Below are 24,924 nucleotides of genomic sequence, written 5' to 3' on the forward strand. Positions count from 1 at the left end.
CGCGAATCGACGACGCCAGGTCACCCCGCGGTGGCCTGGCGTCGCTGATTGATCAGCAGGTTGAGGAATCGCAACCCCAGGCCGAGGAGCACCAGGGTGCTGGCCATCTGGATCGACACCGCTACCCGGGCGCCCTGTGAATCCGCGGCGATGTCGCCGAAGCCCGTCGTGGTGAACACCGTCAGGCAGAAATACAGGGCGTCCACGCGGGTGAGGTACTCGTTGAAGCTGCCCGGATCGTATTCGGAGAACAGGTAGTACGTGGCGGCGAAGGCGACGACATAAAAGGTCGCCAGGGCGACCAACATCTCCATCGCGGTCGCGATCGGATGGATCGACCGGGCGAACCTGCGGACCTCCCAGACGCAGAACGACACGAGCAGGGTCGCGCCGAGCAGCATGCCGAGGACGTTGAGGTCGCTGTTCTTGTTGATCGGCAGCAGAAAGTACCCGGCCAGCAGCACGACGGCGGCGCCGATGGGCCGGAGGAGCGCGACCGTCAGCTCGCGGCCCTTCGCCAGGACGAGGGCATCCCGCGACCCCGGTACCGGCGGCGGGGCGCCGTCATGCGGGCCGCGGGCGCCGGATGCCTCGCTCACCAGATCCGAACCCGCTGCTCTTGTTCGAGATACAGGTCGTCGCCGGGCTTCACGTCGAAGGCTCGTAGAACGCATCCATGTTGCGCACGACGCCGTTGCAGCGGAACTCCGGCGGCGAATGCGGATCGATGGACAGGCGGCGGATCGCCTCGGCGTCGCGGGTCTTGGTGCGCCAGATCTGCGCCCAGCTGAAGAAGACTCGCTGCGTACCCGTCAGCCCGTCGATCACCGGGGGTTCGGTGCCTTCATTGGCGATCTCATAGGCAACCAGCGCGATCGACAGCCCGCCGAGGTCGCCGATGTTCTCACCGATGGTGAAGTCGCCGTTGACCTTGTGCTCCGGGTCGAGGCCCGTCGGGGTGAACTCGCCGTACTGATCGATGAGTTTACGTGTGCGGGAGGAGAACTCGGTGCGGTCGAGGTCCGTCCACCAGTCGACGAGGTTTCCGTCGCCGTCGTACTTCGCGCCCTGGTCGTCGAACCCGTGGCCGATCTCGTGGCCGATGACCGCGCCGATGCCGCCGTAGTTGACCGCGTCGTCGGCCTCGGGATCGAAGAACGGCGGCTGCAGGATGGCCGCGGGGAAGACGATCTCGTTCATGCCCGGGTTGTAGTAGGCGTTGACCGTCTGCGGGGTCATGAACCATTCGTCGTGATCGACCGGTCCGCCGATCTTGGCGAACTCGCGGTCCTGCTCGAACGACGATGCGCGCGCGACGTTCCCGATGAGATCGCCACGGTCGACGCTCAGTGCGCTGTAGTCGCGCCACTTGGCCGGGTAGCCGATCTTCGGGGTGAACTTCTCGAGTTTCGCGAGGGCCTTCTCCCGGGTGTCCGGGGTCATCCACGGGAGTTCGGAGATGTTGCGGCGATAAGCCTTCACCAGGTTGGCGATCAACTCGTCCATCCGGGCCTTGGCCTCCGGCGGGAAGTGTTTGGCCACATAGAGTTTGCCGACCGCGAAGCCCATCGCGCCCTCGACGAACCCGACGCCGCGCTTCCAGCGGTCGCGGATGGTCTCCGCGCCGGTCAGCGTGCGGCCGTAGAAATCGAAGTTCTCGTCGACGAAGTCCGACGACAGGTACGACGCCGCGGAGCGGAGGAGGCGCCACGTCAGCCAGGTCTTCCACTCGTCCAGCGGACGCGAGGCGATGAGTGCCGACGCCCCGGACACGAACGAGGGTTGGGCGACGACGACCTCGGCGAAGGTCGGATCACCAGTGGTGCCCAGGCCGCCCAACCACTCGCCGATCGGGAAACCGTCTGCGGCGGATGAGAATTCGTCCAGCGTCATCAGGTTGTAGGTGAGTTCGGCGTCGCGGCGCTTCACCACGTCCCAGTGCTCGGCCGCGATGGCGGTCTCGAGGTCGAGGATGGTGGCGGCGCGGGTGGCCGCATCGTCGAACCCGGCGAGGGCGAACATCCGCTCCACATGCGCCATGTAGGCGGTGCGGGTCTCCGCGTGCTTGTCCTCGCGGTAGTACGACTCGTCGGGCAAGCCGAGCCCGGACTGGGTGACGTGCACCAGATAGCGGTCGGACTTCTTGGCGTCGGTGTCGACGTAGTAGCCGAACAGTCCGCCGGCGCCGTGACGCTGGAGCCGGCCGATGCGCCGGGCGAGTGCGTCCACCGAGTCGATGGCGGCGATCTTCTCGAGCTCGCCGGTGATCGGGCCGATGCCGAGCGCCTCGATGTGGTCGGTGTCCATGAACGACGCGTAGAGGTCGCCGATCTTCTGTGCGTCGGAGCCGCTCGCGGGGCTCGACTTCGCACACTCGGTGATGATGTCGCGAACGTTCTCCTCGGAGTTGTCGCGCAGCACGTGGAACGCTCCGTCGACGGAACGGTCGTCGGGGATGACGTGCGACTCCAACCACTTGCCGTTGACGTGGGCGAACAGATCGTCCTGGATGCGGACGGAATCGTCGACCCACTCGAGGTCGAGTCCGGACTTGAGATCGGTATTCGAAGCAGTCACGCGCTCCATCCTGTCACCGGATGGGCGATCCGTCAGCAGCGTTCGGTACCGGCGAAATCGCGCGAGGTCCCGCGCAGGTCCCTACGGTGGATCCATGGTGGGAGAAACCAGCTACGACGTCGTCGTGATCGGCGGCGGGCCGGTGGGCGAGAACGCCGCAGACTATGCGATACGGGGCAGCGATCGCACCGCCGCGATCGTCGAACACGAACTGCTGGGCGGGGAGTGCTCCTACTGGGCGTGCATGCCGTCCAAGGCGCTGCTCGGCCCCGGGAACGCTCTCGGCGAGGCGCGATCGCTGGGCGGATCCCGGGAACGGGCGTCGGCGTCGAACCCGGAACCCTCCGGCGTGCTCGAGTGGCGCGACACGGTCACCGGCCGGCTGGACGACAGCTCGGCACATCGGGGCGGGGCGACGCACGACGACGCCGGTCAGGTGCGGTGGGCCAACGGTGCCGGTATCGAGGTGATCCGCGGCCATGGCCGGCTCGTCGGCGAGAAGCAGGTCCGAGTCGGTGACCAACTGCTGACCGCGCGCGAGGCGGTGGTCATCGCCACCGGAAGCACCGCCTCCGTCCCGCCGATCCCGGGACTGCGCGAGGCGCTGCCGTGGACGTCGCGCGACGCGACCAACATCCTCGAGATCCCGGAGCGGGTGGTGGTGCTCGGCGGCGGGGTCGTGGCCTGCGAGGCCGCGACGTGGCTGCTCGACCTCGGCGTGCGCGGCCTCGTGATGGCGATCCGCGGGGACCGGCTGCTGCCACGGATGGAACCCTTTGCCGGAGAACGGGTTGCCGACGCGCTGCGGGCGCGCGGCGCCGACCTCCGCTTCGGGACGACGATCGAGGCGGTCGACCGGCCCGATGCCACTGGCTCGGGATACGGGCGACTGCACGGCGGCCCGGCGGTCGTCCGGCTCACCGGCGACGGTGCGGGTGAGCTCACCGTCGACGAGATCCTGGTTGCGGCCGGACGGTCGCCGGCGACAACCGATGTGGGTCTCGACGCGCTCGGACTGACGGCCGAGGGGCCGCTGGGGGTCGACGATCACCTCACCGTGCCGGGCCACCCCTGGCTCTACTCGGTCGGAGATGTCAACGGCCGCAATGCGCTGACCCACATGGGTAAGTATCAGGCGCGGGTCGCCGGTGACGTCATCGCCGCGCGGGCCGAGGGCCGGGAACTCGACGACATCAGGTACGTCGCCGGTTCCGACCATGCCGCGGTGCCGCAGGTGGTGTTCACCCGACCGGAGATCTCGTCGGTCGGGCTGACCCGGGAGCAGGCCGCCGACGCCGGGATCGACGTGCGGGTCGCCGAGGGTGAGATCTCGGTGGCCGGGTCGTATCTGCTGGGGCCGGACTACTCGGGGTACGCGTCCGTGGTCGTCGACGCGACGCGGGATGTCCTCCTCGGCGCGACCTTCGTCGGACCGCAGACCGGTGAACTCGTGCACTCGGCGACGGTCGCGATCGTCGGAGAGGTTCCGCTTGCGCGGTTGTGGCACGCGGTCCCGTCGTATCCGACGGTCAGCGAGGTGTGGCTGCGGCTCCTCGATCAGCTGCGCTGACCTCGCAGAATCGCGACTTCATCACGGATTCGCGACGTCGAGACAGCGCGGCCACGTGCAGCGCTTCCGACCAGGCGAAATTGGTCTGACCACTTGACCACCTGACCGAGCGTGGTTACCGTCACACGTATGCCCTTCGAGCCGGTGACCCAGCAGAGCGCACCCGAGATCGTCTTCGACCAGATCGTCGAAGGCGTGCTGTCCGGCGATCTGGCTGCCGGCGAGGCGCTCCCCAGCGAGCGGGAACTGGCGCGGATGCTGGGGGTCTCCCGGCCGACGGTGCGCGAGGCTCTCAAGCGAGTCGCAGCGGCCGGCCTGGTCACCATCCGCCAGGGCGACGGCGCGCGCATCCAGGACATCGCCCGCACGGGCGGACTCGACCTGCTGCCGAGGCTGCTCCTCCGCGGCGGGGCGCTCGTGCCCGGCGTCGCGCGGTCGATCATCGAGGCGCGTGCCGCCGTCGGACCGGAGGTCGCCCGCCTCGCGGCGCGGCGTGCCACCGACAACGATCTCGTCGCGATCAGAGCGGTCCTCGATCATCTCGCCGCCGAGTCGGACCCGATCGGCCAGCAGGTCGCCGCCCTCGAGTTCTGGAGCGCCGTTGTCGACGCGGGCGACTCGATCGCCTTCCGGCTCATGTACAACTCGCTGCGCGCCGCCTACGAGCCCGCTGTCCCCGCTCTCGCCGGGGTCCTGGAACCCGAGGTCGGGAACATCGAGGGCTACCGGGCGCTCGTCGACACCATCGCCGCGCACGAACCCGAACGGGCCGAGGTCGCGGCCAGAGCTCTGCTCGAACCCGCGACGGCGACTCTGCTCGCAGTGTGCGAGGCACTCGAGAACGCCGAGACCGACCAGAAAACCGACACCAAACAGGGAGAGGGACACTGATGTCCGCCGACGAGATCGACATCCGGGCACGCCGACAGGTGGCCGCCGAGGAACGACGCATGCGATCGCGGCACTCGATGTCGTTGCGCGACGCCTTCGCCGAGTTCCTCAGGCACCCGTCGCCGTGGATCATGGCGGCTTTCCTCGTCGCCGCGCTGGTGGCACGAGTGTGGTTGGGCGGCTGGGGTCTCGCCGACCTGATCGTCCCCGTCGTCATGGTCGCGAGCTTCCCGCTGGTGGAGTGGCTGATCCACGTGTTCGTCCTGCATTGGCGCCCCAAGCGGCTGGGGCCGATCACCATCGATCCGCTCGTCTCGCGCAAACACCGGGAGCATCATCACAACCCCCGCAACATCCCGCTCATCTTCATCCCATGGCAGGTGCTGATCGTCGTGATCGTCGCCGCGCTCGTCGTCGGACTGCTGGTCTTCACCAGCGTCGAGCGGGGACTCACGTTCCTCGTCGTACTTCCGGCGATCGGCCTGGTCTACGAGTGGACGCACTACCTGATCCACTCCGACTACCGGCCGCGACACGCGTTCTACCGCCGACTCTGGCGCAACCACCGGTTCCACCACTACCGCAACGAGCACTACTGGTTCACGGTCACCACCGCCGGGACCGCCGACCGGTTGCTCCGGACCTACCCCGACCCGGACACCGTTGAGAAGTCGCCGACGGCGAAGGATCTGCACGCGCTGTCGCGGACGGAGTAGGACAGGGCTTCGACACGGCTCGTCGCAAGCTCCTCGCCCACTCAGCCGGCGGAGGAACCCCCGAGCCCTGTCGCCATCGACCAGACGAGGATCTCGGCGCCGGCGCCGGAGGTGATCGACATCAGTTCGGCGTCGACGGCGCGCACGGCGTCCCCGGCGTTCAAGGCGGCGGATTCCCCCTCGACGGTGGCCTCTGCCTGGCCCTCGACAACGAACAGGTGTGTGAAGCGGGCAGTCGGGAGTTCGACCGTCCCGCCGGGGCTCAGCCGAGCGGCAAAGAGGGTGGCGCCGGCGTTGGCGACCGAGATCGCGGCCCCACGGTCGGGGTCACCGGAGGCGACCGGGACCAGCTCGCCGGCCGCCAGTCGGTCGGCGACGTCGGCCTGGTCGTAGGACGGAGCGAGTCCATGCCGGTCGGGCATGAGCCACATCTGCACGTAGCGCACCGGTTCGGTCCCGGAACCCGGTAGCCCGGGCCAGGAGTCGTTGCGCTCGGAGTGTTCGACGCCGGTGCCGGCACTCATCCGTTGCACGAGACCCGGATAGAGCACGCCCGAGTGCCCGGCCGAATCGCGGTGCACGAGCGTCCCGGAGACCACCCAGGTGACGATCTCGCTCTCCTGATGGTGGTGGAGTTCGAAGCCCTCGCCGGGCGCCACCTGTTCGTCGTTGAACGCGAGGAGGGCGCCGAAGTGGGTGTTGTCGGGATCATAGTGATCGCCGAAGGAGAACCCATGCCGCGAGGTGAGCCAGTCGGTCGTCGTGACCATGCGATCGTCGCCGGGGATCACCGTGAAAGCCATGGGTCCATCATCGCAGTCGGACGACTCGGGCCGGGGTCCGGTTTGCCGCGGTTTCGTGAACGGAACCACCCCCGGCCGTCAGCTGTGGCGCGAAGATTGCGGGACGAGACGCGTTCGTGACCGGCTTGATTCCCGAATGGAAGCTGGGAGCGTCGATTTCGAGTGTTACAAGAGTGAAAATTGTCGTCATGAAGATCTGGGTCAAGCGCGCAACGTCCGCCGCTTGTGCCGCGGTCGCCTGTGCCGTCGTTGTGAGCTCCTGTTCGCTCACCGGAACGTCCAACACCGGTGCCGCCGCCGCCATCGACGCTTTCGCCACCGCGCTGAGCCGCCAGGACGCCGGCGGTGCCGCGCAGTTCACGACGGCCCCTGGTCAAGCCGGTGAGAGTCTGACCACGACGCTGAAAGAGATGTCGGCACAACGGATCGACGTCGACATCGAGAAACCCGTCGAGTACAGCGACGGCACCGCGACCTTCGCCCTGACCACCAAGTGGAACTGGGACAAGGGGCGCGTCTACGAGGCGAACAGCGAGGGAACCGCGCGGAAGCTGTCGTCCGGGTGGAAGGTCACCTGGGATCCGGCGGTCCTGCATCCCGGCCTCGGTGCCGGCGGCCACCTCCGCGAGATCCGCACCGACGCGACACCCGCGCCGTCGGTGCGCAGCTGGTCGGGCAAGGTCTTCATGTACCTCCAGCCGGTCAACGAAATCGTCATCGACCCTGCACAAACCCGCGATCTGGCGGCCACGACGCGAGCGCTGGCCGGCGTGATCGCGCCGATCGCGCCGCTGATCACCCCCGCGGTCATCGGCGAGAAGCTGGCCGAGACGCCGGGTAAGCCGGTCATCGCCGTCACGCTGCGCGATCCCGACATGCAGGTTCTCGCCGGCGACCCCGGGCGGGTGCCCGGTGTGAGCGTCAACCGCACGGACAAACTCGTGATGGCCGACCGTCGGTTGTCGTCGCCGCTCGAGGACGGCCTGACCAACTACTGGCAGGCGATCCGCGATGCCACGGCCGGCTGGCAGGTCGAGATGGTCAACCCGGGCCTCCGGCCGCGCCGCCTCGCCGGTGAACAGGGGCCGCCCGGACCGGATGTGTTGTCGACCGTCGATCAGGGTGTGCAGCTGACCCTCGGCGACGCTGCGGTCGAGGTGGGGCAGCCGGCCACGATCCTGACCCTCGACGCGCAGAGCGGCGCCATCCTGGGCATGGCGCAGAACACCTATGCGGTCGAGCGTGGCATCGAGATCGATCGGGCCTACCCGGTCGGCTCGACGCTGAACCCGGTCTTCGACGAGGTCGGGCGCATCGCCGGGCCGCAACCCGAGAAGGCGGAGACGTTGCTCGACCGCCTCGGTCTCGGTGTCCAGTTCACTGTGCCGGGGGCCAGTGTTCCCACGCCGGGCCAGCCCGGGATCGCGACCATCGGCTACCGCCCGGGCCAGACCAACATGTCGATGACCAACATGGGTGCGTTCGGCGTCGCACTGGCACGCGCCGCGGCGGGACAGCCGTCATCGGTGGCGCCGTTCGTCCTGAAGAACGTGCCCACCAAGGTCGCCGGTGGTGAGCTCGGCGGCCTCGACCCCGCGCTCGTCGGTCCGATCCTGAAGGCGATGACCACCACCGCGGCCACCGGAGACGCCAGCGACCTCACCCGTGCACCCGGCTTGAAGGCGCTCGTCGGGACCAACGGCCCGGAAGGCCCCGGCTGGTTCGTCGGTGTCCAGGGCGGTCAGGTCGTCGTGATCTACACCGAGGGGCCGAAGTCGGGCACCGCTGCGCTCCAGGTGGCGCAGAAGTACTTCACCATCAAGTAGGCGCGAACACCGGCAGTCCGAGACGCCGGCGAGGGGTCAGCGGGTGGCGGCGCGGCGGCCCAGGTAGGCGAAGACCGCGCGCCACCCGAGCAGGAACAGCGCCAGCGTCACGGTCGCGACGATGACGAAGCTGACCGCCACACCCTGGCTGAGGATGAACCGCAGGATCATCGCGACGGTCACCGTGCAGAACCAGATGACGATCCCGACCGGCACGACGCGGTCGGGCCGGAAGTCGTGGCCGAAGAAGTCGCTGGACCGCACGTGGGCGTACACGTAGGTGATCGACCAGCCGGCCGCACATCCGACCAGGAACGGCCACAGCGTGTGCAGGAAGGCGGCCGGTGCGTACCCCTCTTCGTGGCTGGCCCGGCCGATCACCACGAAGATCGTGATGGCCACCGCGTCGAACAGGGCGGCGACCGGTCCGGTCGCGGTCCCCCGCACCGGCGAGGTCCCCTCCTCGGCGGGGTTCGGGATCGACATGGTGGATTACCGTACCGGGTCCGGCGGCGGATCAGTGTCGGACCCTTGACCGGGTTCCGTACCGGAGGAGTCCTCGCGCGCGGCCGCGTCGACGTCGCGCTCCACCTCGTCGATGAAGGTGTCGTCGCGCCTGATCCGGTTGCGGAACATGAGCGCGATGACGACCCAGCCGACCGCCGCGACGAACACGTAGCTGATGATGCGGTAGATCAGGACGGCGGTGATCGCGTCGGCGGCGGGCATCCCGGCACTGGTGAGGGCCGGGACCAGCACGGCGTCGACTACCCCGATCCCGCCCGGGAGCAGCGGGATCGCCGTACCGACGGCCTTGCCCGCCGCGTAGGCGACCATCAGTCCCGCGATGCTCGGATGTGCGTCGACGGCCCAGCAGGCGAACATCAGACAGGCGACGTCGGCGACCCAGTTGAACAGGCTCCAACCGAAAGCGATGGAGGTGTCGCGCTTGGTGAGCTGGACCGCCCGGAGCTGTTCCAGCAGCTCGAGGAGCTTCTCGGTGCCGTGATCGTCGGGCTTGTTGCGGATCTGGTTGGTCCACCCCAGCATCCGGATGCCGGTGCTCTTCAACGATTCGGGATGGCTCGCGAGGTACTGCAGGACGACGGCGACGGCGAGCAGCCCGGCCACCGAGAAGACGACCGAGAACGGGCTGGTCTTGGCGCCGGCGAGCAGTGCGCCGCCGAAGCCGAGAACCGCGAGTCCGACACCCGCGAGCAGACCCGACATCACGACCTGCCACGACGCGACGACCGGGGTCGCGCCCCACTTGCGGGTCTCGCGGTAGGTGAAGGCCGGGGCGAGCACCTGGCCGCCCGGCATCGTCTGGCTCAGCGAGTTGGCGGCGAGGATGACCGAGAGCGACTTCCACTGCGTCACCCGGACGCCGGCCGAGCGCAACAGCGCACGCTGGACCTGAGCAAAGCTGTCCATCGACAGCATCGCGGCCACGACGCAGGCGAACACCCAGTGCCATTTGATCTCGCCGATGCGTAGCCACGCGCCCTTCAACTCGGGCCAGATCAGCACGATCTCGACACCGAGGATCACCAGGACGACGGCAAGGAGGACCCAGCGCACCCACCAGAAGCGGGGACGGGAGGCGGGGCGGGCGGTCACGTCCCCCGGCGAGCCAACATCCTCCGACATAGGTGACACCCTAGGCCAGGGTGTACTCCAGCATGTCCACCACCGTCGGGTGACTCCACTGTCTACTGTTGCTCTCGTGAGCGAAGCCGAACCGGCCGGTCGGCCGTCCGTTGCCCCCGACCTCGCGTCCCTCGACCGTGCCAGGGTCCACCCGCAGGTGCGGGCCGCCGCGGAATGGGCGTGGCGACTGCTCCTGCTCCTCGTCACCGCTTACGTCGCCGCGAAGCTGTTCGTGGAGTTCGAAGAGGTCCTGGTCCCGGTCGCGCTGGCGATCCTCGTGGCGGCGATGCTCGTGCCCGCGGTCGACGCCCTCGACCGTCGCGGGGTGCCGCGATCGCTGGCGGTGCTCCTCAACATCCTCCTGGCCCTGGGCTTCATCGCCGGGGTCATGACCTTCGTGGTGCGCGAGTTCATGCGCGGCGTCCCGCAGTTGGTCGAAGAGGTCAGCGCCACCGTGGAACGCACCAAGTCGTGGTTGATCGAGGGGCCGCTCGATCTCGACCCCGAGCAGGTTCGCAACGCGGGCACCGACATCCTCGACTTCCTGCAGCACAACCAGGACCGGGTCACCAGCGGTGCGCTCGCGACCGCCACCACGGCGAGCGAGATCATCACCGGTGCTCTGCTCACCCTCTTCCTCCTCATCTTCTTCCTCTACGGCGGCGGCCAGATCTGGCGGTTCTCGACCGGCGTCGTGCCCGACGGAAGTCGCGATCGGGTGTGGCGAGCGGGGATCGCCGGGTTCGGAACGCTCGTCGGCTATGTCCGGGCAACGGTCGCCGTGGCCTTCGTCGATGCCTGTGGAATCGGCGTCGGCCTCGCGATCCTCCAGGTGCCGCTCGCGCTTCCGCTGGCGTCGCTGGTGTTCCTGGGAGCGTTCATCCCGATCGTCGGTGCGCTGCTGAGCGGTTCGCTGGCCGTGCTGGTCGCCCTGATCACCCAGGGCTGGATCGCGGCGGTCGTGGCACTCGCGATCGTGGTCGGCGTGATGCAGCTCGAAAGCCATGTGCTGCAGCCGTTCCTGCTGGGCCGTTCGGTCCGGTTGCATCCGGTCGCGGTGGTCCTGGGCATCGCCGCGGGCCTGGTCTCGGCGGGGATCATCGGCGGCTTGCTGGCGGTGCCGCTGATCGCCTTCCTCAACACCGCGATTCGGCACCTGAAGGGCACCTCGGACGCCCACGCCGCTTCCGAGGCGGTCACCGGCGGGTACGTCGCCGAACCCAGTGAACCCGTGTGGGACACCGCCGATCCCGATGCGACCGCGGACGTGCTGGCCGAAGGCGGGACGACGGCGGACGGAGAGACCCCGAAATCGGCCGAGCCCGAGTCGAAACCGCAGGACCCCGGGACGTCATGAGCGCGCAGCCGTCGGCGCGGTGGGTCGCGCAGATGCGGGACACCGAGGCGGGCCGGTTGGCCCGCGCCGCCGACGTCGATCCGGTCGGCCCACTATGGCGTGGTGCGCAGATCTTCCGGCTCCTGTCCTATCTCTACGCGCTCGGCTTCCAGCTGGCGATCAACGACGACCTGGAACATCGGGCCGTCGCGTGGGCGCTCTTCGGTCTGCTGACCGTCTGGACGGCGGTCAGCGGCGTCGGGTACTTCGTCGGCTTCGCCCGCAACCGCTACTGGGTGAGCGTCGAGGTCGTCGTAGTCTGCGGCCTGATGCTGTCCACCTCGTATGTCGCCGACGCCGATTGGGCGTGGAACAACCAGACCTGGCCGACGACGCTGTGGGCCACCAACGCGGTCATCTCGGTGGCGATCCTGTCGGGACCGGTCGGCGGGATCGTCGCCGGACTCGTCGTCGGGGGAACGAGCACGTTCGTCAAGGGCGAGCTGAACCTGAACTTCGGACGCAACGCCACGATCATCGTGATCGTCGCGACCGGTATGGCAGTGGGGCTGGCCGCGGCGAATGCCCGGCGCTCCCATGAGAAGCTCTCGGCGGCAGCACGAATCGCGGCGGCAGCCGAGGAACGCGAACGCCTGTCGCGCGAGGTGCACGACGGAGTGTTACAGGTGCTCGCACTCATCGCCCGGCGCGGACGTGAGATCGGCGGGCCCACCGCAGAACTGGCTTCGCTCGCCGCCGAACAGGAACGGGCTCTGCGCCGATTGATCTCCGACGGCGACGCGAGCCCGGAATCCGTGCTCGACGGCGCAGGAGGAACCGCCGACGTCGACCTCGCGGCCGCCCTGCGGGTCTTCGCCGACGACCGGGTCTCGGTGAGCGCACCCGCCGACCCCGTTCCGGTACCGGCTCACATCGGGCAGGAGATCCGCGCCGCGGTGGTCAACGCCCTCGACAACACCCACCACCACGCGGGTCCCGGAGCGCGGGCCTACATCCTGGTGGAGGATCTCGGGGACGACGTGGTGGTGAGTGTGCGCGACGACGGCGTCGGGATCGGTGAGGGCCGGTTGGCGCAAGCGGTGTCGCAAGGCCGTCTCGGTGTCGCGAAATCCATTGTCGGACGGATCGAGTCGCTGGGTGGCAGGGTCGTCCTCGACACCGAACCCGGTGGCGGGACCGAGTGGGAGTTCACCGTTCCGCGGCAGTTGGGCCGGTAGGACCGAGGGTCGGCGGGACTGATGGGAGAGACGGATGGGCACGGTCGAATCGGAGGGTGGGCGCATGGTGGACGGTGAGGCCGGACGGCTGCGGATCATGGTCGTCGACGATCACCCGATCTGGCGCGACGCGGTCGCCCGAGATCTCGCCGACGAGGGCTTCGACGTGGTCGCCACCGCCGACGGGGTGGCCAGTGCGGGCCGACGTGCCGCCGCGGTCACGCCGGACGTCGTGCTGATGGACATGCAACTCCCCGACGGCTCCGGCGCCGATGCGACCGCGGAGGTGCTCGAGGTCTCGCCGCGCACCCGCATCCTCGTGCTGTCGGCCTCCGGGGAGCGCGACGACGTTCTCGAGGCCGTGAAGGCCGGGGCGAGTGGATATCTCGTGAAGTCGTCATCACGCGAGGAGCTGGTGTCCGCGGTCCGTGCGACCGCCGACGGACAGGCGGTCTTCACACCCGGACTCGCCGGCCTCGTCCTCGGCGAGTACCGCCGGATGTCGCAGCAGCCGGATGCCTCCCCGGCGACGCCGGTCCTGACCGAGCGGGAGACCGAGGTTCTACGACTCGTGGCGAAAGGGTTGAGCGCCAAACAGATCGCCCGGCGATTGTCCCTCAGCCACCGCACGGTCGAGAACCACGTCCAGGCCACGCTCCGTAAACTGCAGTTGGGCAATCGGGTGGAGCTGACCCGCTACGTCATCGAGCACGGCCTGGAGGAGGACTGAGTCCTCGTCCAGACCGTCCGTCGAACCTGTTGTGCCTGGCGACTATTCGGTGGCAGCGAGCGCGGTCGGCAGGACCGGCGTCGGCGGCGCCTCCCTCGGTGTGACCACCAGCAGCGTGGCCGCCGCGCCGGCCAGCGCGATGCCGGCAAACAGGTAGAACGCCGTGCCCGACGAGATCCCGGCGCCGATCAGCAGACCGCCGACGGCCGGACCGACGATCCCACCCAGGCGGCCGAAGCCGGCGCACCAGGCGACACCCGCGCCGCGGGCCTCGGTCGGATAGAAGTTCGACACGAAACCGTAGATCAGCACCTGGGTTCCGATGGTGCCCGTGCCGGCGACCGCGACAGCGGCGAGCAGGATCGGCAGCGGCAGACCGAAGGTCAGGCACACGAGCGCAAAGGTGGCCAGGCAGAACGATGTCGCGACCACCTGCTGCGGGCCGCGGCGATCGGCGAACCGGGCGGCGATCAGGCCGCCGACGATGGCGCCGCCGTTGAGGACCAGCAGGAACGACAGCGATCCCTTCGCATCGAATCCGTTCGCCTTCATGATCTGCGGAAGCCAGGTGTTCAGGCCGTAGGTCAAGAGCAGTCCGACGAAGCTCATCATTCCCAGAAGCATTGTGGGAACAGCGAATCGGCGCGTGGCGAGGGCGGCGAAGCCGAGTTTCGCGGGCACGGATTCCGGCGCGATGCCGAGATGGCGTGCGCGCAGATCGACGGGAATACCGGTGTGCGTACTGATCCGACGGGCCTCTTCGTACCGTCCGCGTGCCGCGAGCCACTGCGGGGACTCGGGCATCTTGAGCACCGCCAGCGGAAGGAGCGTGACGAGGGGCAGTGCTCCGATCCAGAACAGACCGCGCCACCCGATGTGATCGGCGAGCAGCATCGCCAGCACCGAGGCGAGGACACCGCCCGCCGGGACCCCGCTGTAGACCATGGCGTTGAACAGGTTTCGCTTGGAGGTCGGCGCGAACTCGGCGACCATCGCCCCCGCGGTCGCGACCAGGCCGCCGATGCCGATACCGGTGAGACAGCGCAGGATTCCGAACGAGACGAGGTCGGTCGCGAGCGCGGTGAACGCCATGCCGACCGAGAACCACACGATGTTGAACAACATCATCCGGCGCCGGCCGACCCGGTCGCCGAACGCTCCGGCCGCCAGGGCGCCGATCATCACGCCGACGAGGGCGTAGGAACCGAGAGCGCCGGCGGTGGCCGGGGTGAGACTGCCCAGTTGTCCCGGGTCCTCGAGCAGCGTGGGCAGGACCGTGCCGTAGACGACGAGGTCGTAGCCGTCGAAGACGATCGCGACGGCGGCGAGGGTGACGATCCAGAGCACACTGCGACGGTGCTCCGGAGACGTCCAGGTCGAAGAGTCCATGCGGGCTGTACCTCCAGCGTTGGTGGGCTGGAAGACATCATGCGTCAGGTGTGGGCACAGTCACATCGGGGCAATGTCCAGTCCTGACCAATCCGCGATTGATCCACGCCGACACCGGATCCATAACGAGAACGGCCGGCGGGGGCGAACCCCCACCGGCCGTCGGCGACTCACTTCTCGGTGCTCATTTCTCGGAGCGGCTGCGCTTCAGCAGCTCCTGCACGCTGATCTGGGCGTCGTCACCGGTCTCGTCCGAGCGGGCGTGCCGGTCGGTCCGCGGGCGTCGACGGCCCGAGTCGGCCTCCCCGGACGGCGGGACGGGGCCGGTTCCCGGACGGGGCGTGGCCGCCGGGGTGGCGTCCGGACTCAGTCCACGCTCCATCGGCGACGGTCCCGAGGTCCGGCGACCACGAGTCGTCGGCGTCGAGTTCTCCGGCGACACAGATGCGGCCAGCGGCCGGCGACCCGCGTCGTCGAGGGTCGGGCGTCGACCCAGTGGGGACCGCGAATCGGCGTCACGCGCAGGTGCGGCGGCCGGCTGAGGCGCCTGGACCGGCGGTGCCGGCGGGGGAGTGGTGCCCGTCGGGCGGTCGCCGTTCCCCCGCGGGGCGGCGTCGCCGAGGCGGATGCCGCCCTCGCCGAGCGTCCACCCGCCGGTGTCCGGACGGTCGCTCTTGGGTAGACCCGATCGCCGGTACGGCGCCATCGGGCGCCGCTCGGGACGAGGTGCCTCGGCCGACGCGCCCGGTGCCCGGGAACCGGCCGGCTGCGCGGTGGGCGGTGCCGACGGACCGACACGGCCGGGGGCCGCGCGACCGGGGGAGTCCCCGGGCATGGGTGCGGGCGGGACGGGACCCGGGCCTCCGTTGCGCTGCACGGGTGCACCGGGTTGGCGCGTCTTCGCCGCCGGCGCGTTGGTGAGCGGCCCGTTCGGCTGGGGTACACCGGGCTGGGGCGCGTTCGTCATGGGTGCGCCGGGTGCGGGACGCGGGGGAACGGGCTGCCGGCCGTCGCGTCCGGGTGCCCCTCGGCGAGCGGGTGCAGGTCCGGTGGGCGCGGTGCGCGGCCGGGCTGCGGCCATGACCGAGGTCGGGGCCTCCGCGACCAGCGTGCCGGCACTCATCTTGCGGGCCGCGCGGGAGTCGCGCTGCTCGTCGGGCTCGTCCTCGAGGACGGCCTCGCCGAGACCGATCTTGCGCTGCACGGTCTGCATCCAGCGAGGTGCCCACCAGCAGTCGTCGCCGAGCAGCTTCATCACCGACGGCACGAGCAGCATGCGGATCACGGTGGCGTCGAGGATGAGCGCCGCGATCATGCCGTACGCGATGTACTTCATCATCACGATGTCGGACAGGCTGAAGGCGCCGGTCACGACGACTAGGATCGCCGCCGCCGCGGTGATGATCCCGCCGGTGTGGGCGATGCCGCTCCGGATGGACTCGGTGGTGCTGGCTCCCCGCTGTCTGGCCTCGACCATTCGGGAGAGCAGGAACACCTCGTAGTCGGTGGAGAGACCGAAGATGATCGCGATGATCAGGACCAGGATCGCGGCGAACAGCGGACCCGGGGTGAAGTTCGCGAGGCCCGCGCCGTGGCCGTCGACGAAGATCCAGGTCAGGATGCCCAGGGTCGCGCCGAGACCGAGAGCGGTCATCAACGCCGCCTTGATCGGCAGGACCAGCGATCCGAACTGCAGGAACATCAGCAGTCCGGTGATCAGGACCAGCATGATCGCCATCAAGGGCAACCGGTTCATCAGCGCGTCGATCGAATCCTGGGTGAGCGCAGGGGTGCCCGTCACGTACATGGTGAGGCCCTGGGTGTCGATCGCCCGGAGCTGGTCGATCGCCTTGGCCGCCTTGGTGCGGTCGACCAGGCCGGCCGAGACCTGGTAGACGCCCACGTTCGGGTACCGCTCGGCGTCGTACGAACCGAAGCCGGCCTTGTCGGGATCACTGAACTTGTTGGTGAAGCCCGGAACCTGGTCGGCCTGGCGGGCGATGGCCTCGAGCTTGTTCTGGTCTTCCTGGTTTGTCTCGTCGTAGACGATGACGAGCTTGACCGCCTCGGTGCGCTCGCTGGGGAAGTACTCGTCGAACTTCTCCTGCGCGACACGTGCGGAGTTGTCCGGCGGCAGGAACTTCTCGCTGATGCCGCCGAACTGGATGCTGCCGAACGGGACCGTCAGGGCGAGCAGGAGGAGCACGGTCGGGATCGCCGTCTTCAGCGGGTTCTTCATCACCCACGTCGCGAGGCGTCCCCAGAAGCCGTTCTCGACTTCCTGGCTGGTCTTCATCCGGCCGGAGAAGCGGTTCTCCAGCGCGACGGCGCGCTCCTCGGTCGAGAAGCGGCGGACCAGCGGGATCGCGGTGTACTTGAGGATCGAGCCGATCGACAGCATGTTGACCCGTGGCCCGAGGATGCCCAGGATCGCCGGCAGCACGGTGATCGACAGGATCGCGGCGAGGGAGACCGAGGCGATGGCGCCGTAGGCCACCGACTTGAGGAATCCCTGCGGCATGATCAGCAGGCAGGCGAGGGCGGCGACGATGATGGTCGCCGAGAAGACCACGGTCTGACCCGCGGTCATCACCGTTCTTCGGACCGCGGCCTTCGTGGAATAGCCCTCGCCGAGTTCCTCTCGGAAGCGCGAGACGATGAACAGGCCGTAGTCGATCGCGATGCCGAGACCGATCAGCGTGACCACCGACTGCGCGAAGATGTTGAGCTCGGTGGTCAGCGCGAGGATCTTCATGATGCCCAGCGATCCCGCGATCGTCAGGCCGCCGATCAGGACCGGCAGACACGCCGCGACGACGCCCCCGAAGACGAAGAACAGCATGAGCGCGACGACCGGCAGCGCGATCACCTCGGCGCGCTTGATGTCCTTGTCCATGCCGTCGGCCATCGACCCGGAGACCGGCTGCAGGCCGGCGAGTTCGAAGGTGGCGCCGGGTATGTCGAAGCGTTCGGCGATGTCGTCGAAGAACGGTTCGATGGTGTTGTAGTTGGCCAGCACCGTGGTGTCGTCGTTGCCGGCGACACCGATGCTGATGAAGGCCTGACGTTTGTCCGGGGTGAACAGTCGCTCCTGGACTGCACTCTGTGCGGGCTGGACGAGGAACGGGTCGTAGAGGCCCGGGTCGGCGCGCCCGACGATGTCGGGGTGGGTGGCGATGAGGTCTTCGACGAAGGTCTCGACCTTCTTGCCGAAGGTCGGGTCGTCGACCGTCGTGCCCTCCGGTGGCGTGACCAGGAGGATGACATCAGACGTGTGATCGCGTCCCAGTGCCTTGTCGGCGTAGCGGGCACCGAGATCGGATTCCGACGTGGGGTCGAACCAACCGCTCTGACTCAGATGCTTGCTGAGATCGAGACCGTATAGCCCGAGTCCCGCCATCAGTGCGATCATCACCGCGATGACGAGGAAGCGCATTCGATACACGAATGTGCCGATTACTCGGAACACGCTGATGTCCTTTCGTGTGCGACGTGTCGGGCGCCGGCCGCGATCGGGGGTGTCGGGCCGTCGATGCGCTCGGACGGGGCGCCGTGCCGGAGGTGAACGGTGCCGGTCGCGATTCTGTCAGTTCTTCGTGAGATCTTGACAGTGTTGCCTGAGTGATCCCTGAGGTGTCGGGGTCGGTGACGCCCTCAGTGAGCACCTCGGCGTCCTGCGACGAGGCACCATGCGCCGGTCAGCGCAGTAGTGCGCTGAGCGGCCGGAACGGTGTGAGCCAGGCGCCTTCGTCCGGGAGCGAGTCCAGCCCGATGCGGGGCAGGGGCTCCCGGAACACGCCCGGGATGTCCTCGAGGTCGATGAACTCCAGTTCCTCGGTGGTGAGGGCCCAACTGGCGTGTTCGCGGAATCCGATGACGGTGACGGGCACTCCGTCGCCGGCCACTTGGAGGAGCGGCTCGCGGAACGCCTGGCCGTCGGCGGACGCCACGATCACGCCGGCTAGTCCAACAGTGTGCCTGCGAAGTTCGATGTGGTCGAGCATGTCGGAGTCCACATCGCTGTCCTCCGACAGCTTCGGCTTGGCGAAAACCGCAAAACCGACGTTACGCAGGGCATCCACCCAGGGACGCACAACATCGGCACTACCTGGGGCGATGTTGGTGAAGACGGTCGCCTCGGGCTCGACGCCGCCGCCGTTCTCCGTGAGAGCCGACACATCTGCCGTGCGCTGCAGCAGCCAGCGGCCCAAGGCGTCGAATCGAGGACGATGTGCGGCGGTCGGACGGCCGCCGAGCAGGGCGCCGAGGCCCATGTCCATGTTGGGTGCGTCCCAGACCAGCAGCATCCGGCGTGTGCCGGTCTGGCCCGCGATGGTGTCCGCGAATCCGCCGGTTGTTCCGGCCGGGGTGGTCTGGTCGGTCATGCCGGGCTCCCGTCGAGGGTGTCGCCGGACGCGGAAGCCGGCGGGATGGGCCGCGTGTACACGAACTCGCTGACGTACCGGCCCTCTCGTTCCGCACGACCCTCGAACTTCGTCGTCGGCCGCTCCAGCAGGATCGGGGACTCGCGGGTGAGCTGAACGACGTGGGGGCGGTCGGCGTCCTGGGTGGCGAGCTTCTCGGCGATCCACTCGGCATAACCCGCGTGGTCGGTGGCGATGTGCAGCACGCCCCCCGGGACGAGACGGTCGGCGATCAGCTCCAGTGTGCCCGTCTGGACGAACCGGCGCTTGTGGTGACGCGACTTCGGCCAGGGGTCGGGGAAGAACAACCGGACGCCGGTGAGGCTCGACGACGGGATCAGTTCCCGCAGGACGATCGACGCATCGCCGCGGATCAGGCGCACGTTGGTCAACCCGTTGCGGTCGACGAGACCGAGCAGCTGGGCCAGTCCCGGCTTGTAGACCTCGACCGCCACCACGTCGACGTCGGGTTCGGCCTCGGCCATCGCCGCGGTCGAGATGCCGGTGCCGCTGCCGATCTCCAGCACCTTCGGGTTGTCCCGGCCGAACATGGCGTCCAGGTCGAGCTGGGGTTCGGGAATGCGCTCCGGACCGATCTCGAGGTCGCGGCCCAGGACGGGCCAGAGGGTCTCCCAGTTGCGTTGCTGTCCGGTCGTCAAGGTCCCCCGGCGGAATCGGAAGCTCGTCACGCGGGGGTACAACCGTGACCTGTCAGCGCTGTTGTTCACCCGTCCATCGTTGCGCATCGTGGCCTGTCCGCGAAGTCGCGGGTGATCGTGTCCGTCGAGCGGTCGGGGATTCGTGGGGACAGAGCGCGCTGTCGGCGGGGATGTGGAGGTCCGGAAGCCCATCGGGGCCAATCCGGATTAGTCTCGGGCCAGCCGCGGAACACGCGGGGTGTCTTGTGGGGAAGGGCTGTTGAGACGTGGGGGCGAACGTGCGCACAACGACGAACCCGCCACCCGGGTGGCGGCCGCCCCGGGATCCGCTTTCGGCGGCCGCTGAGCAGGGCGGACTCGCCGACCTCGTCGAGCCGTCGTCGCCGCTGGTCCCGGTCCTCTCCGCGGCCGGACACCGCTTTCTGCGTCCTCTACATGTGCAGGTGGTCGGCGGCCGGGCGTCGGGCGCGACACGATGGCGCGCGCCCTGCGCGAGCGACTCGCGCCGACCGTGACCGGTCTGGGCGAGGACGCACCCGCCGCCGACCTCTGGCTGCACGTCCTGGCCGGGCCGCCGCGCCGCGCCGACCACGAACTGCTGAGCTCGCTGCCCGCCGACCGCGTGGTCGTCGTCCTCGGCAAGGCCGACACCCACCCGGACTGGGAAGCCGCCGTCGATGTCGCCAGGCGATGCTCGACGCAGCTGGGCCTGCCCGTGCACGCCGTCTCCCAGCTGCTCGCGTGTGCCGACCTCGGCGCCGCGGAGTTCGCCGCCCTCACCCGGCTGGCCGCCGAGCGGGCCGAGATGCCGTCGATGGCCGGCCGGTTCCTCGCCGGTGCGCCCGAGTTGCAGGAGCGGTTGCTGCGGCAAGGACTGCTGCGCCGGATCGACGCGTTCGGCATCGGCACCGCGCTGCGGCTGATCACGGAGGAATCAGACGAGGCGGCCGACGCGGACGCGCTCAACCGTGCTCTTCACGCCCGAAGCGGGGTTACGCAGCTCGGCGCGGCGTTCGGTGACCGCGTGGGCCGCGTCCGCTTCTGGCGCGAGGTCGAGATCCGCGCCGAGCTGGAACGTGCCGCGGCCCGGGGCTGCGATCGGGAGAACGCCGAACGTCTGCTCGCGGCCGGAGGTGCCGGATGAGTACGCGGGTTCTCGAGGCAGCGCGGGAACTGACCGGATTCGACGCCGCGGCCGTCGGTACCGGCTCCGGGGTCCTGGTCGTCGGGACCGACGGCGTCGGAGTGCGCACACTCGTCGACGCCGTGCGGGAACTGGCCCCCGATCTCGAAACCCACGCCCGGGCCCTGGAGGTCGGAAACCAGCCGGGCGTCGCGCTGGTCGTCGTCGACCCGTCGTCGTCGGTGGGTGACGAGGAACTCCACCTCGTCGAGCGGGTGCGTGGGACGGTCGGGACCGTCGCGCTGGTGTGCACCAAGATCGACGCCTTCTGGGAATGGCCCCGCATCGTCCGTGCCCATCGCAAGACCCTCGATCCGTTCGGGACGATGCCGCTGTTCGGGGTGTCGGCGGCCGCTTCGCTGGGCGGCGCCGTCGAGGAGTCCGGGGTCGACGCACTGGTCGGCTGGATACGTGAGGCGCTCGAGGCCCCCGCCGCGGTGCGCGTCGAGCGGGCCCGCCTCGCTGCGGGAGCCGGGGCCGTCGAACATCTGCTGGACGACACCGACGCCGGAACCGACACCGACACATCCGGCGCGCTGGACGAGCTGATGAGTACGCGGCGCCGGCTGGTGTCGTCGCGGGATCGCGGTCGGGTCGATCGACTCGCGGCCGTGCGCGCCGGCCTGACCCGAGCCCGAGCGCAGTCCTCGGCCGAACTGCAGTCTCGTGTCCGCGGGCTCGCGGCACTGGTCGCCGACGACGCGCCGGGGACCGGCGCCGAGCACCAGTCGTGGCTGCGCAGTCGGTGGGCCGACCTCGCCGACGGAATCCGCCGGGACGCCGACGAGCGCATCGACGAGGTCGCGGCCACCTCGCTCGTCGGGCTCGACCCCGAACCGTCCCCGCAGGAGCCGTGGCCGGAGACCCCGTTGCCCGCCGACGGGCCGGGCAACCGGCGGCGGCGCGGAGGTGCGGAGGACGCGCTGCTCGTCATCATCGGCGCCTCGACCGGATTGGGCGTGGGGCGTCTCGTCGTCGCGCCGATGGCGTCGGTGCAGACACTGCAGTGGATCAGCATGCCGCTGACCCTGTTGCTGGGGATCGGCGTCGCGGTCTGGGTGATCCGCGTCCGGCGTGGTGCGCTGGATCGCGCCGACCGCACGGGCCGCAGCACCGAGCGGCTGACCGTCGCCCGCTCCGCACTCGACCACCAGCTCGGACTGCGGTTCGCCGCGGCCGAGACCCGGATCGCGGGGCAGATCGCCCGGGCCCACGAACGCAGAGCCCGGCGGACGAGCGAGCAGGTCGCGCAGATCGACGACGAGATCCGGAGGCTGCGCAGCGGCACGGCGAACCAGGACGTGCGTGTTCGCCGCGACCGCGCGGAAGCCGTGCACCGCGAACTCCTCGCCCGCTCCGAACAGCTGTGGGCGGATGACAAGGACGAGAACGACCCGAGCACGAATGATCAGGCCGGCTCCGGCGAGGACGGGACAAGGTGAACGAGATGGATTCGATCTTCGACGGCGACCACGCAGGGGCCGATCCGCGCGACAGCGGCCGACCCGACGCGGGGGCGCTGTCGGGCGGGTCGTTCGAGACCGCCGACCTGCCCGGCACCGGCCCCGGGTTCGAGCCGCACGTCGACTCGGTCGCCGCGGTCCATGCGGAATCGGCCGCCGACGACCTCGACGACCACCTGTGGATGCACGAGGACGGCCGCATCTGGGATCTCGGCCCGGCGGAGGTCGACACCGACAACGACGGGGTCAACGACTCCCTCACGCGAAACGGTCCGGACGGGTTCACCGTGTACACCGACAGCGACCGGGACGGCCAGGTCGACAAGATCACCGAGATCGGCGCCGACGGCGGCTTCAGCTCGGCCGTGCTCGACCCGGAGACCGGCGAGTGGATTCCCGGCGGCTCGGGGCGTATCGGCTGAGCAGGCCGACGGCCGTCTTCCAGGGACTTTGGTCCCATATCGCCTGAGTGTGGGATAAGCCGCAGTCGCCGACCCCCACACCTAGCGCCCGCTCGGTGCACGTATCCTGGACACCTAGACGACTGACCGGTGACCATTCCAGCAGGTCACACGCTCGCCAGGAGGCCCCAACGATGACCGCAGCCACCATTCCCGGACTGGACCCGAGCAGCGCGCCGACCAACCATCAGGGTCTGTTGGCCTGGATCGCCGAGATCGCGGAACTGACGCAGCCCGATCGGGTCGTGTGGTCCGACGGCAGCGACGAGGAGTGGGAACGCCTCACCGACGATCTGGTGAAGGCCGGCACCCTCGTGAAGCTCAACGAGGAGAAGAAGCCGAACTCCTTCCTCGCCAGCTCCGACCCCGCCGATGTCGCCCGCGTCGAGTCGCGGACCTACATCTGCTCGGAGAAGGAAGAGGACGCCGGTCCGACCAACAACTGGGTCGAGCCCGCCGAGATGCGCGCCACCATGACCGAGCTGTACCGCGGCTCGATGCGCGGCCGCACCATGTTCGTCATCCCGTTCTGCATGGGCCCGCTGGACTCGGATGACCCGAAGCTGGGCGTCGAGATCACCGACTCCGAGTACGTCGTCCTGTCGATGAAGATCATGACCCGCGTCGGTCCGCGCGTCCTCGAGATCCTCGGCGACGACGGCTTCTTCGTGAAGGCACTGCACTCGGTGGGTGCGCCGCTCGAGCCCGGCCAGGCCGACGTGCCGTGGCCGTGCAACACCGAGAAGTACATCACCCACTTCCCCGAGACCCGCGAGATCTGGTCCTACGGTTCGGGTTACGGCGGCAACGCCCTGCTCGGCAAGAAGTGCTACGCCCTGCGCATCGCCTCGGTCATCGCCCGCGACGAGGGCTGGATGGCCGAGCACATGCTCATCCTCAAGCTCACCAGCCCGGCGAACAAGGTCTACTACGTCGCCGCGGCGTTCCCGAGTGCCTGTGGCAAGACGAATCTCGCGATGCTGCAGCCCACCATCCCGGGCTGGAAGGCCGAGACCGTCGGCGACGACATCGCCTGGATGCGCTTCGGCGAGGACGGCCGTCTCTACGCGATCAACCCGGAGTTCGGTTTCTTCGGCGTCGCGCCCGGCACCAGCTACGACTCGAACCCGAACGCGATGAAGACCATCGAGGCCGGAAACACCTTGTACACCAACGTCGCTCGCACCGACGACGGCGACATCTGGTGGGAGGACATCGACGGGCCCACGCCTGCGCACCTCACCGACTGGCTCGGCAACGACTGGACTCCGGAGTCCGGTCACAAGGCCGCACACCCGAATTCGCGCTACTGCACCCCGATCTCGCAGTGCCCGTCGCTGGCCGACGAGTGGGACGACCCGAAGGGTGTGCCGATCTCGGCGATCCTGTTCGGTGGCCGCCGCAAGACCACCGTCCCGCTGGTGACCGAGGCCCGCGACTGGCAGACCGGCGTCTTCATGGGCGCCACCGTCGGCTCCGAGCAGACCGCCGCGGCGGAGGGCAAGGTCGGCACCGTGCGTCGCGACCCGATGGCGATGCTGCCGTTCATGGGCTACCACGTCGGCGATTACTTGCAGCACTGGGTCAACATCGGCAAGAACGCCGACGAGTCCAAGCTGCCGAAGGTGTTCTACGTCAACTGGTTCCGACGTGGCGACGACAAGCGCTTCCTGTGGCCCGGATTCGGCGAGAACAGCCGCGTGCTGAAGTGGATCATCGGCCGCATCGAGGGCGAGGCCGACGGTGTCGAGACGCCGATCGGCATCGTCGCCAAGCCGGAGGACATCGACGTGTCCGGGCTCGACGTGCCGGCCGAGGACGTCGCCGAGGCGCTGGCGTTCAAGGCCGACGAGTGGCGCGAAGAGATCCCGTCGATCGAGGAGCTCTTCGAGTTCATCGGCCCGAAGCTGCCGACCTCGCTGCGCGACGAGCTCGAAGGTCTCAAGCAGCGTCTCGCCTGATCCGCGGCCATCAGGCAGTTCGGCCTGAGGCTGATGTGACGGTTGAG

General features: G+C 69.0%; 18 protein-coding genes and 2 pseudogenes. 11 read left to right on the forward strand and 9 right to left on the reverse strand.

Annotated elements, in window-relative coordinates; all coding sequences use genetic code 11:
- Positions 1 to 20 precede the first annotated feature (20 nt).
- Both BJF87_RS19240 and BJF87_RS19245 read right to left on the reverse strand, forming a co-directional pair.
- Complete coding sequence (locus BJF87_RS19240; RefSeq protein WP_006357075.1) at positions 21 to 599, reverse strand: potassium channel family protein; 579 nt, start codon at positions 597 to 599, stop codon at positions 21 to 23.
- Positions 596 to 2,586 (reverse strand): annotated as a pseudogene (locus BJF87_RS19245) (M13 family metallopeptidase). Before BJF87_RS19245 ends, BJF87_RS19240 begins: the two are co-directional and overlap by 4 nt.
- A gap of 85 nt (positions 2,587 to 2,671) precedes the next feature.
- On the opposite strand from BJF87_RS19245, the gene BJF87_RS19250 reads away from it, so the two are divergent.
- The 3 genes from BJF87_RS19250 (at position 2,672) to BJF87_RS19260 (ending at position 5,754) form a co-directional block, all read left to right on the forward strand.
- Complete coding sequence (locus BJF87_RS19250) at positions 2,672 to 4,147, forward strand: NAD(P)/FAD-dependent oxidoreductase (protein ID WP_006357077.1); 1,476 nt, start codon at positions 2,672 to 2,674, stop codon at positions 4,145 to 4,147.
- A gap of 129 nt (positions 4,148 to 4,276) precedes the next feature.
- The gene (locus BJF87_RS19255; RefSeq protein ID WP_035753749.1) at positions 4,277 to 5,038 is read left to right on the forward strand and encodes a FadR/GntR family transcriptional regulator; all 762 of its coding nucleotides are present in this window, start codon (positions 4,277 to 4,279) and stop codon (positions 5,036 to 5,038) included.
- Positions 5,038 to 5,754 (forward strand): sterol desaturase family protein, encoded by a 717-nt coding sequence (locus tag BJF87_RS19260; RefSeq protein ID WP_006357079.1) that lies wholly within the window; start codon positions 5,038 to 5,040, stop codon positions 5,752 to 5,754. Before BJF87_RS19255 ends, BJF87_RS19260 begins: the two co-directional genes overlap by 1 nt.
- A gap of 41 nt (positions 5,755 to 5,795) precedes the next feature.
- Here BJF87_RS19260 and BJF87_RS19265 read toward each other — a convergent pair whose 3' ends face one another.
- Positions 5,796 to 6,557, reverse strand: a complete 762-nt coding sequence (locus BJF87_RS19265; RefSeq protein WP_006357080.1) for a pirin-like bicupin family protein — start codon at positions 6,555 to 6,557, stop codon at positions 5,796 to 5,798.
- A gap of 188 nt (positions 6,558 to 6,745) precedes the next feature.
- Here BJF87_RS19265 and BJF87_RS19270 point away from each other — a divergent pair, with 188 nt between their 5' ends.
- The gene (locus tag BJF87_RS19270) at positions 6,746 to 8,383 is read left to right on the forward strand and encodes an NTF2-like N-terminal transpeptidase domain-containing protein (RefSeq protein ID WP_035753751.1); all 1,638 of its coding nucleotides are present in this window, start codon (positions 6,746 to 6,748) and stop codon (positions 8,381 to 8,383) included.
- A 36-nt stretch (positions 8,384 to 8,419) separates the two neighbouring features.
- Here the strand turns inward: BJF87_RS19270 and BJF87_RS19275 are convergent, their stop codons facing one another.
- Positions 8,420 to 8,869 (reverse strand): DUF3054 domain-containing protein, encoded by a 450-nt coding sequence (locus BJF87_RS19275; RefSeq protein ID WP_006357082.1) that lies wholly within the window; start codon positions 8,867 to 8,869, stop codon positions 8,420 to 8,422.
- A 6-nt stretch (positions 8,870 to 8,875) separates the two neighbouring features.
- Entirely contained in the window at positions 8,876 to 10,033 is a 1,158-nt protein-coding gene (locus BJF87_RS19280) for a YbhN family protein (RefSeq protein WP_006357083.1), read from the reverse strand.
- A 76-nt stretch (positions 10,034 to 10,109) separates the two neighbouring features.
- On the opposite strand from BJF87_RS19280, the gene BJF87_RS19285 reads away from it, so the two are divergent.
- From BJF87_RS19285 to BJF87_RS19295, 3 genes are read left to right on the forward strand one after another with little or no spacing between them, the layout of a single operon-like run.
- Positions 10,110 to 11,390, forward strand: a complete 1,281-nt coding sequence (locus BJF87_RS19285; protein ID WP_006357084.1) for an AI-2E family transporter — start codon at positions 10,110 to 10,112, stop codon at positions 11,388 to 11,390.
- A complete protein-coding gene (macS, locus tag BJF87_RS19290; RefSeq protein WP_006357085.1) occupies positions 11,387 to 12,607 on the forward strand; it encodes a MacS family sensor histidine kinase in 1,221 nt (406 codons plus the stop codon). Before BJF87_RS19285 ends, macS begins: the two co-directional genes overlap by 4 nt.
- A 34-nt stretch (positions 12,608 to 12,641) precedes the next feature.
- Positions 12,642 to 13,337, forward strand: a complete 696-nt coding sequence (locus BJF87_RS19295; protein WP_006357086.1) for a response regulator transcription factor — start codon at positions 12,642 to 12,644, stop codon at positions 13,335 to 13,337.
- 42 nt (positions 13,338 to 13,379) lie between these two features.
- Here BJF87_RS19295 and BJF87_RS19300 read toward each other — a convergent pair whose 3' ends face one another.
- The 4 genes from BJF87_RS19300 to trmB form a co-directional block, all read right to left on the reverse strand.
- Complete coding sequence (locus BJF87_RS19300; RefSeq protein ID WP_006357087.1) at positions 13,380 to 14,726, reverse strand: aromatic acid/H+ symport family MFS transporter; 1,347 nt, start codon at positions 14,724 to 14,726, stop codon at positions 13,380 to 13,382.
- 184 nt (positions 14,727 to 14,910) lie between these two features.
- Positions 14,911 to 18,195: an MMPL family transporter gene (locus tag BJF87_RS19305; protein ID WP_006357088.1), complete on the reverse strand. Its 3,285-nt coding sequence runs from the start codon at positions 18,193 to 18,195 to the stop codon at positions 14,911 to 14,913.
- A 229-nt stretch (positions 18,196 to 18,424) separates the two neighbouring features.
- The gene (locus tag BJF87_RS19310) at positions 18,425 to 19,111 is read right to left on the reverse strand and encodes an NYN domain-containing protein (RefSeq protein WP_006357089.1); all 687 of its coding nucleotides are present in this window, start codon (positions 19,109 to 19,111) and stop codon (positions 18,425 to 18,427) included.
- Positions 19,108 to 19,896, reverse strand: a complete 789-nt coding sequence (trmB, locus tag BJF87_RS19315; RefSeq protein WP_006357090.1) for a tRNA (guanosine(46)-N7)-methyltransferase TrmB — start codon at positions 19,894 to 19,896, stop codon at positions 19,108 to 19,110. The genes BJF87_RS19310 and trmB overlap by 4 nt, the downstream gene beginning before the upstream one ends.
- Before the next feature lie 179 nt (positions 19,897 to 20,075).
- Between trmB and BJF87_RS19320 the strand changes: the two are divergent.
- The 4 genes and pseudogenes from BJF87_RS19320 (at position 20,076) to BJF87_RS19335 (ending at position 24,877) form a co-directional block, all read left to right on the forward strand.
- Positions 20,076 to 20,953, forward strand: a pseudogene (locus tag BJF87_RS19320) (hypothetical protein).
- A complete protein-coding gene (locus BJF87_RS19325; protein ID WP_042375089.1) occupies positions 20,950 to 22,434 on the forward strand; it encodes a hypothetical protein in 1,485 nt (494 codons plus the stop codon). Before BJF87_RS19320 ends, BJF87_RS19325 begins: the two are co-directional and overlap by 4 nt.
- Positions 22,431 to 22,877: a DUF6802 family protein gene (locus BJF87_RS19330; protein WP_006357093.1), complete on the forward strand. Its 447-nt coding sequence runs from the start codon at positions 22,431 to 22,433 to the stop codon at positions 22,875 to 22,877. Before BJF87_RS19325 ends, BJF87_RS19330 begins: the two co-directional genes overlap by 4 nt.
- 173 nt (positions 22,878 to 23,050) lie before the next feature.
- Positions 23,051 to 24,877, forward strand: a complete 1,827-nt coding sequence (locus BJF87_RS19335) for a phosphoenolpyruvate carboxykinase (GTP) (RefSeq protein WP_042375092.1) — start codon at positions 23,051 to 23,053, stop codon at positions 24,875 to 24,877.
- Positions 24,878 to 24,924 lie beyond the last annotated feature (47 nt).

It is taken from the genome of Gordonia sp. CNJ-863 (genome assembly GCF_001942325.1).
In the GTDB taxonomy this organism is placed as follows: Bacteria; Actinomycetota; Actinomycetes; order Mycobacteriales; family Mycobacteriaceae; genus Gordonia; species Gordonia alkanivorans.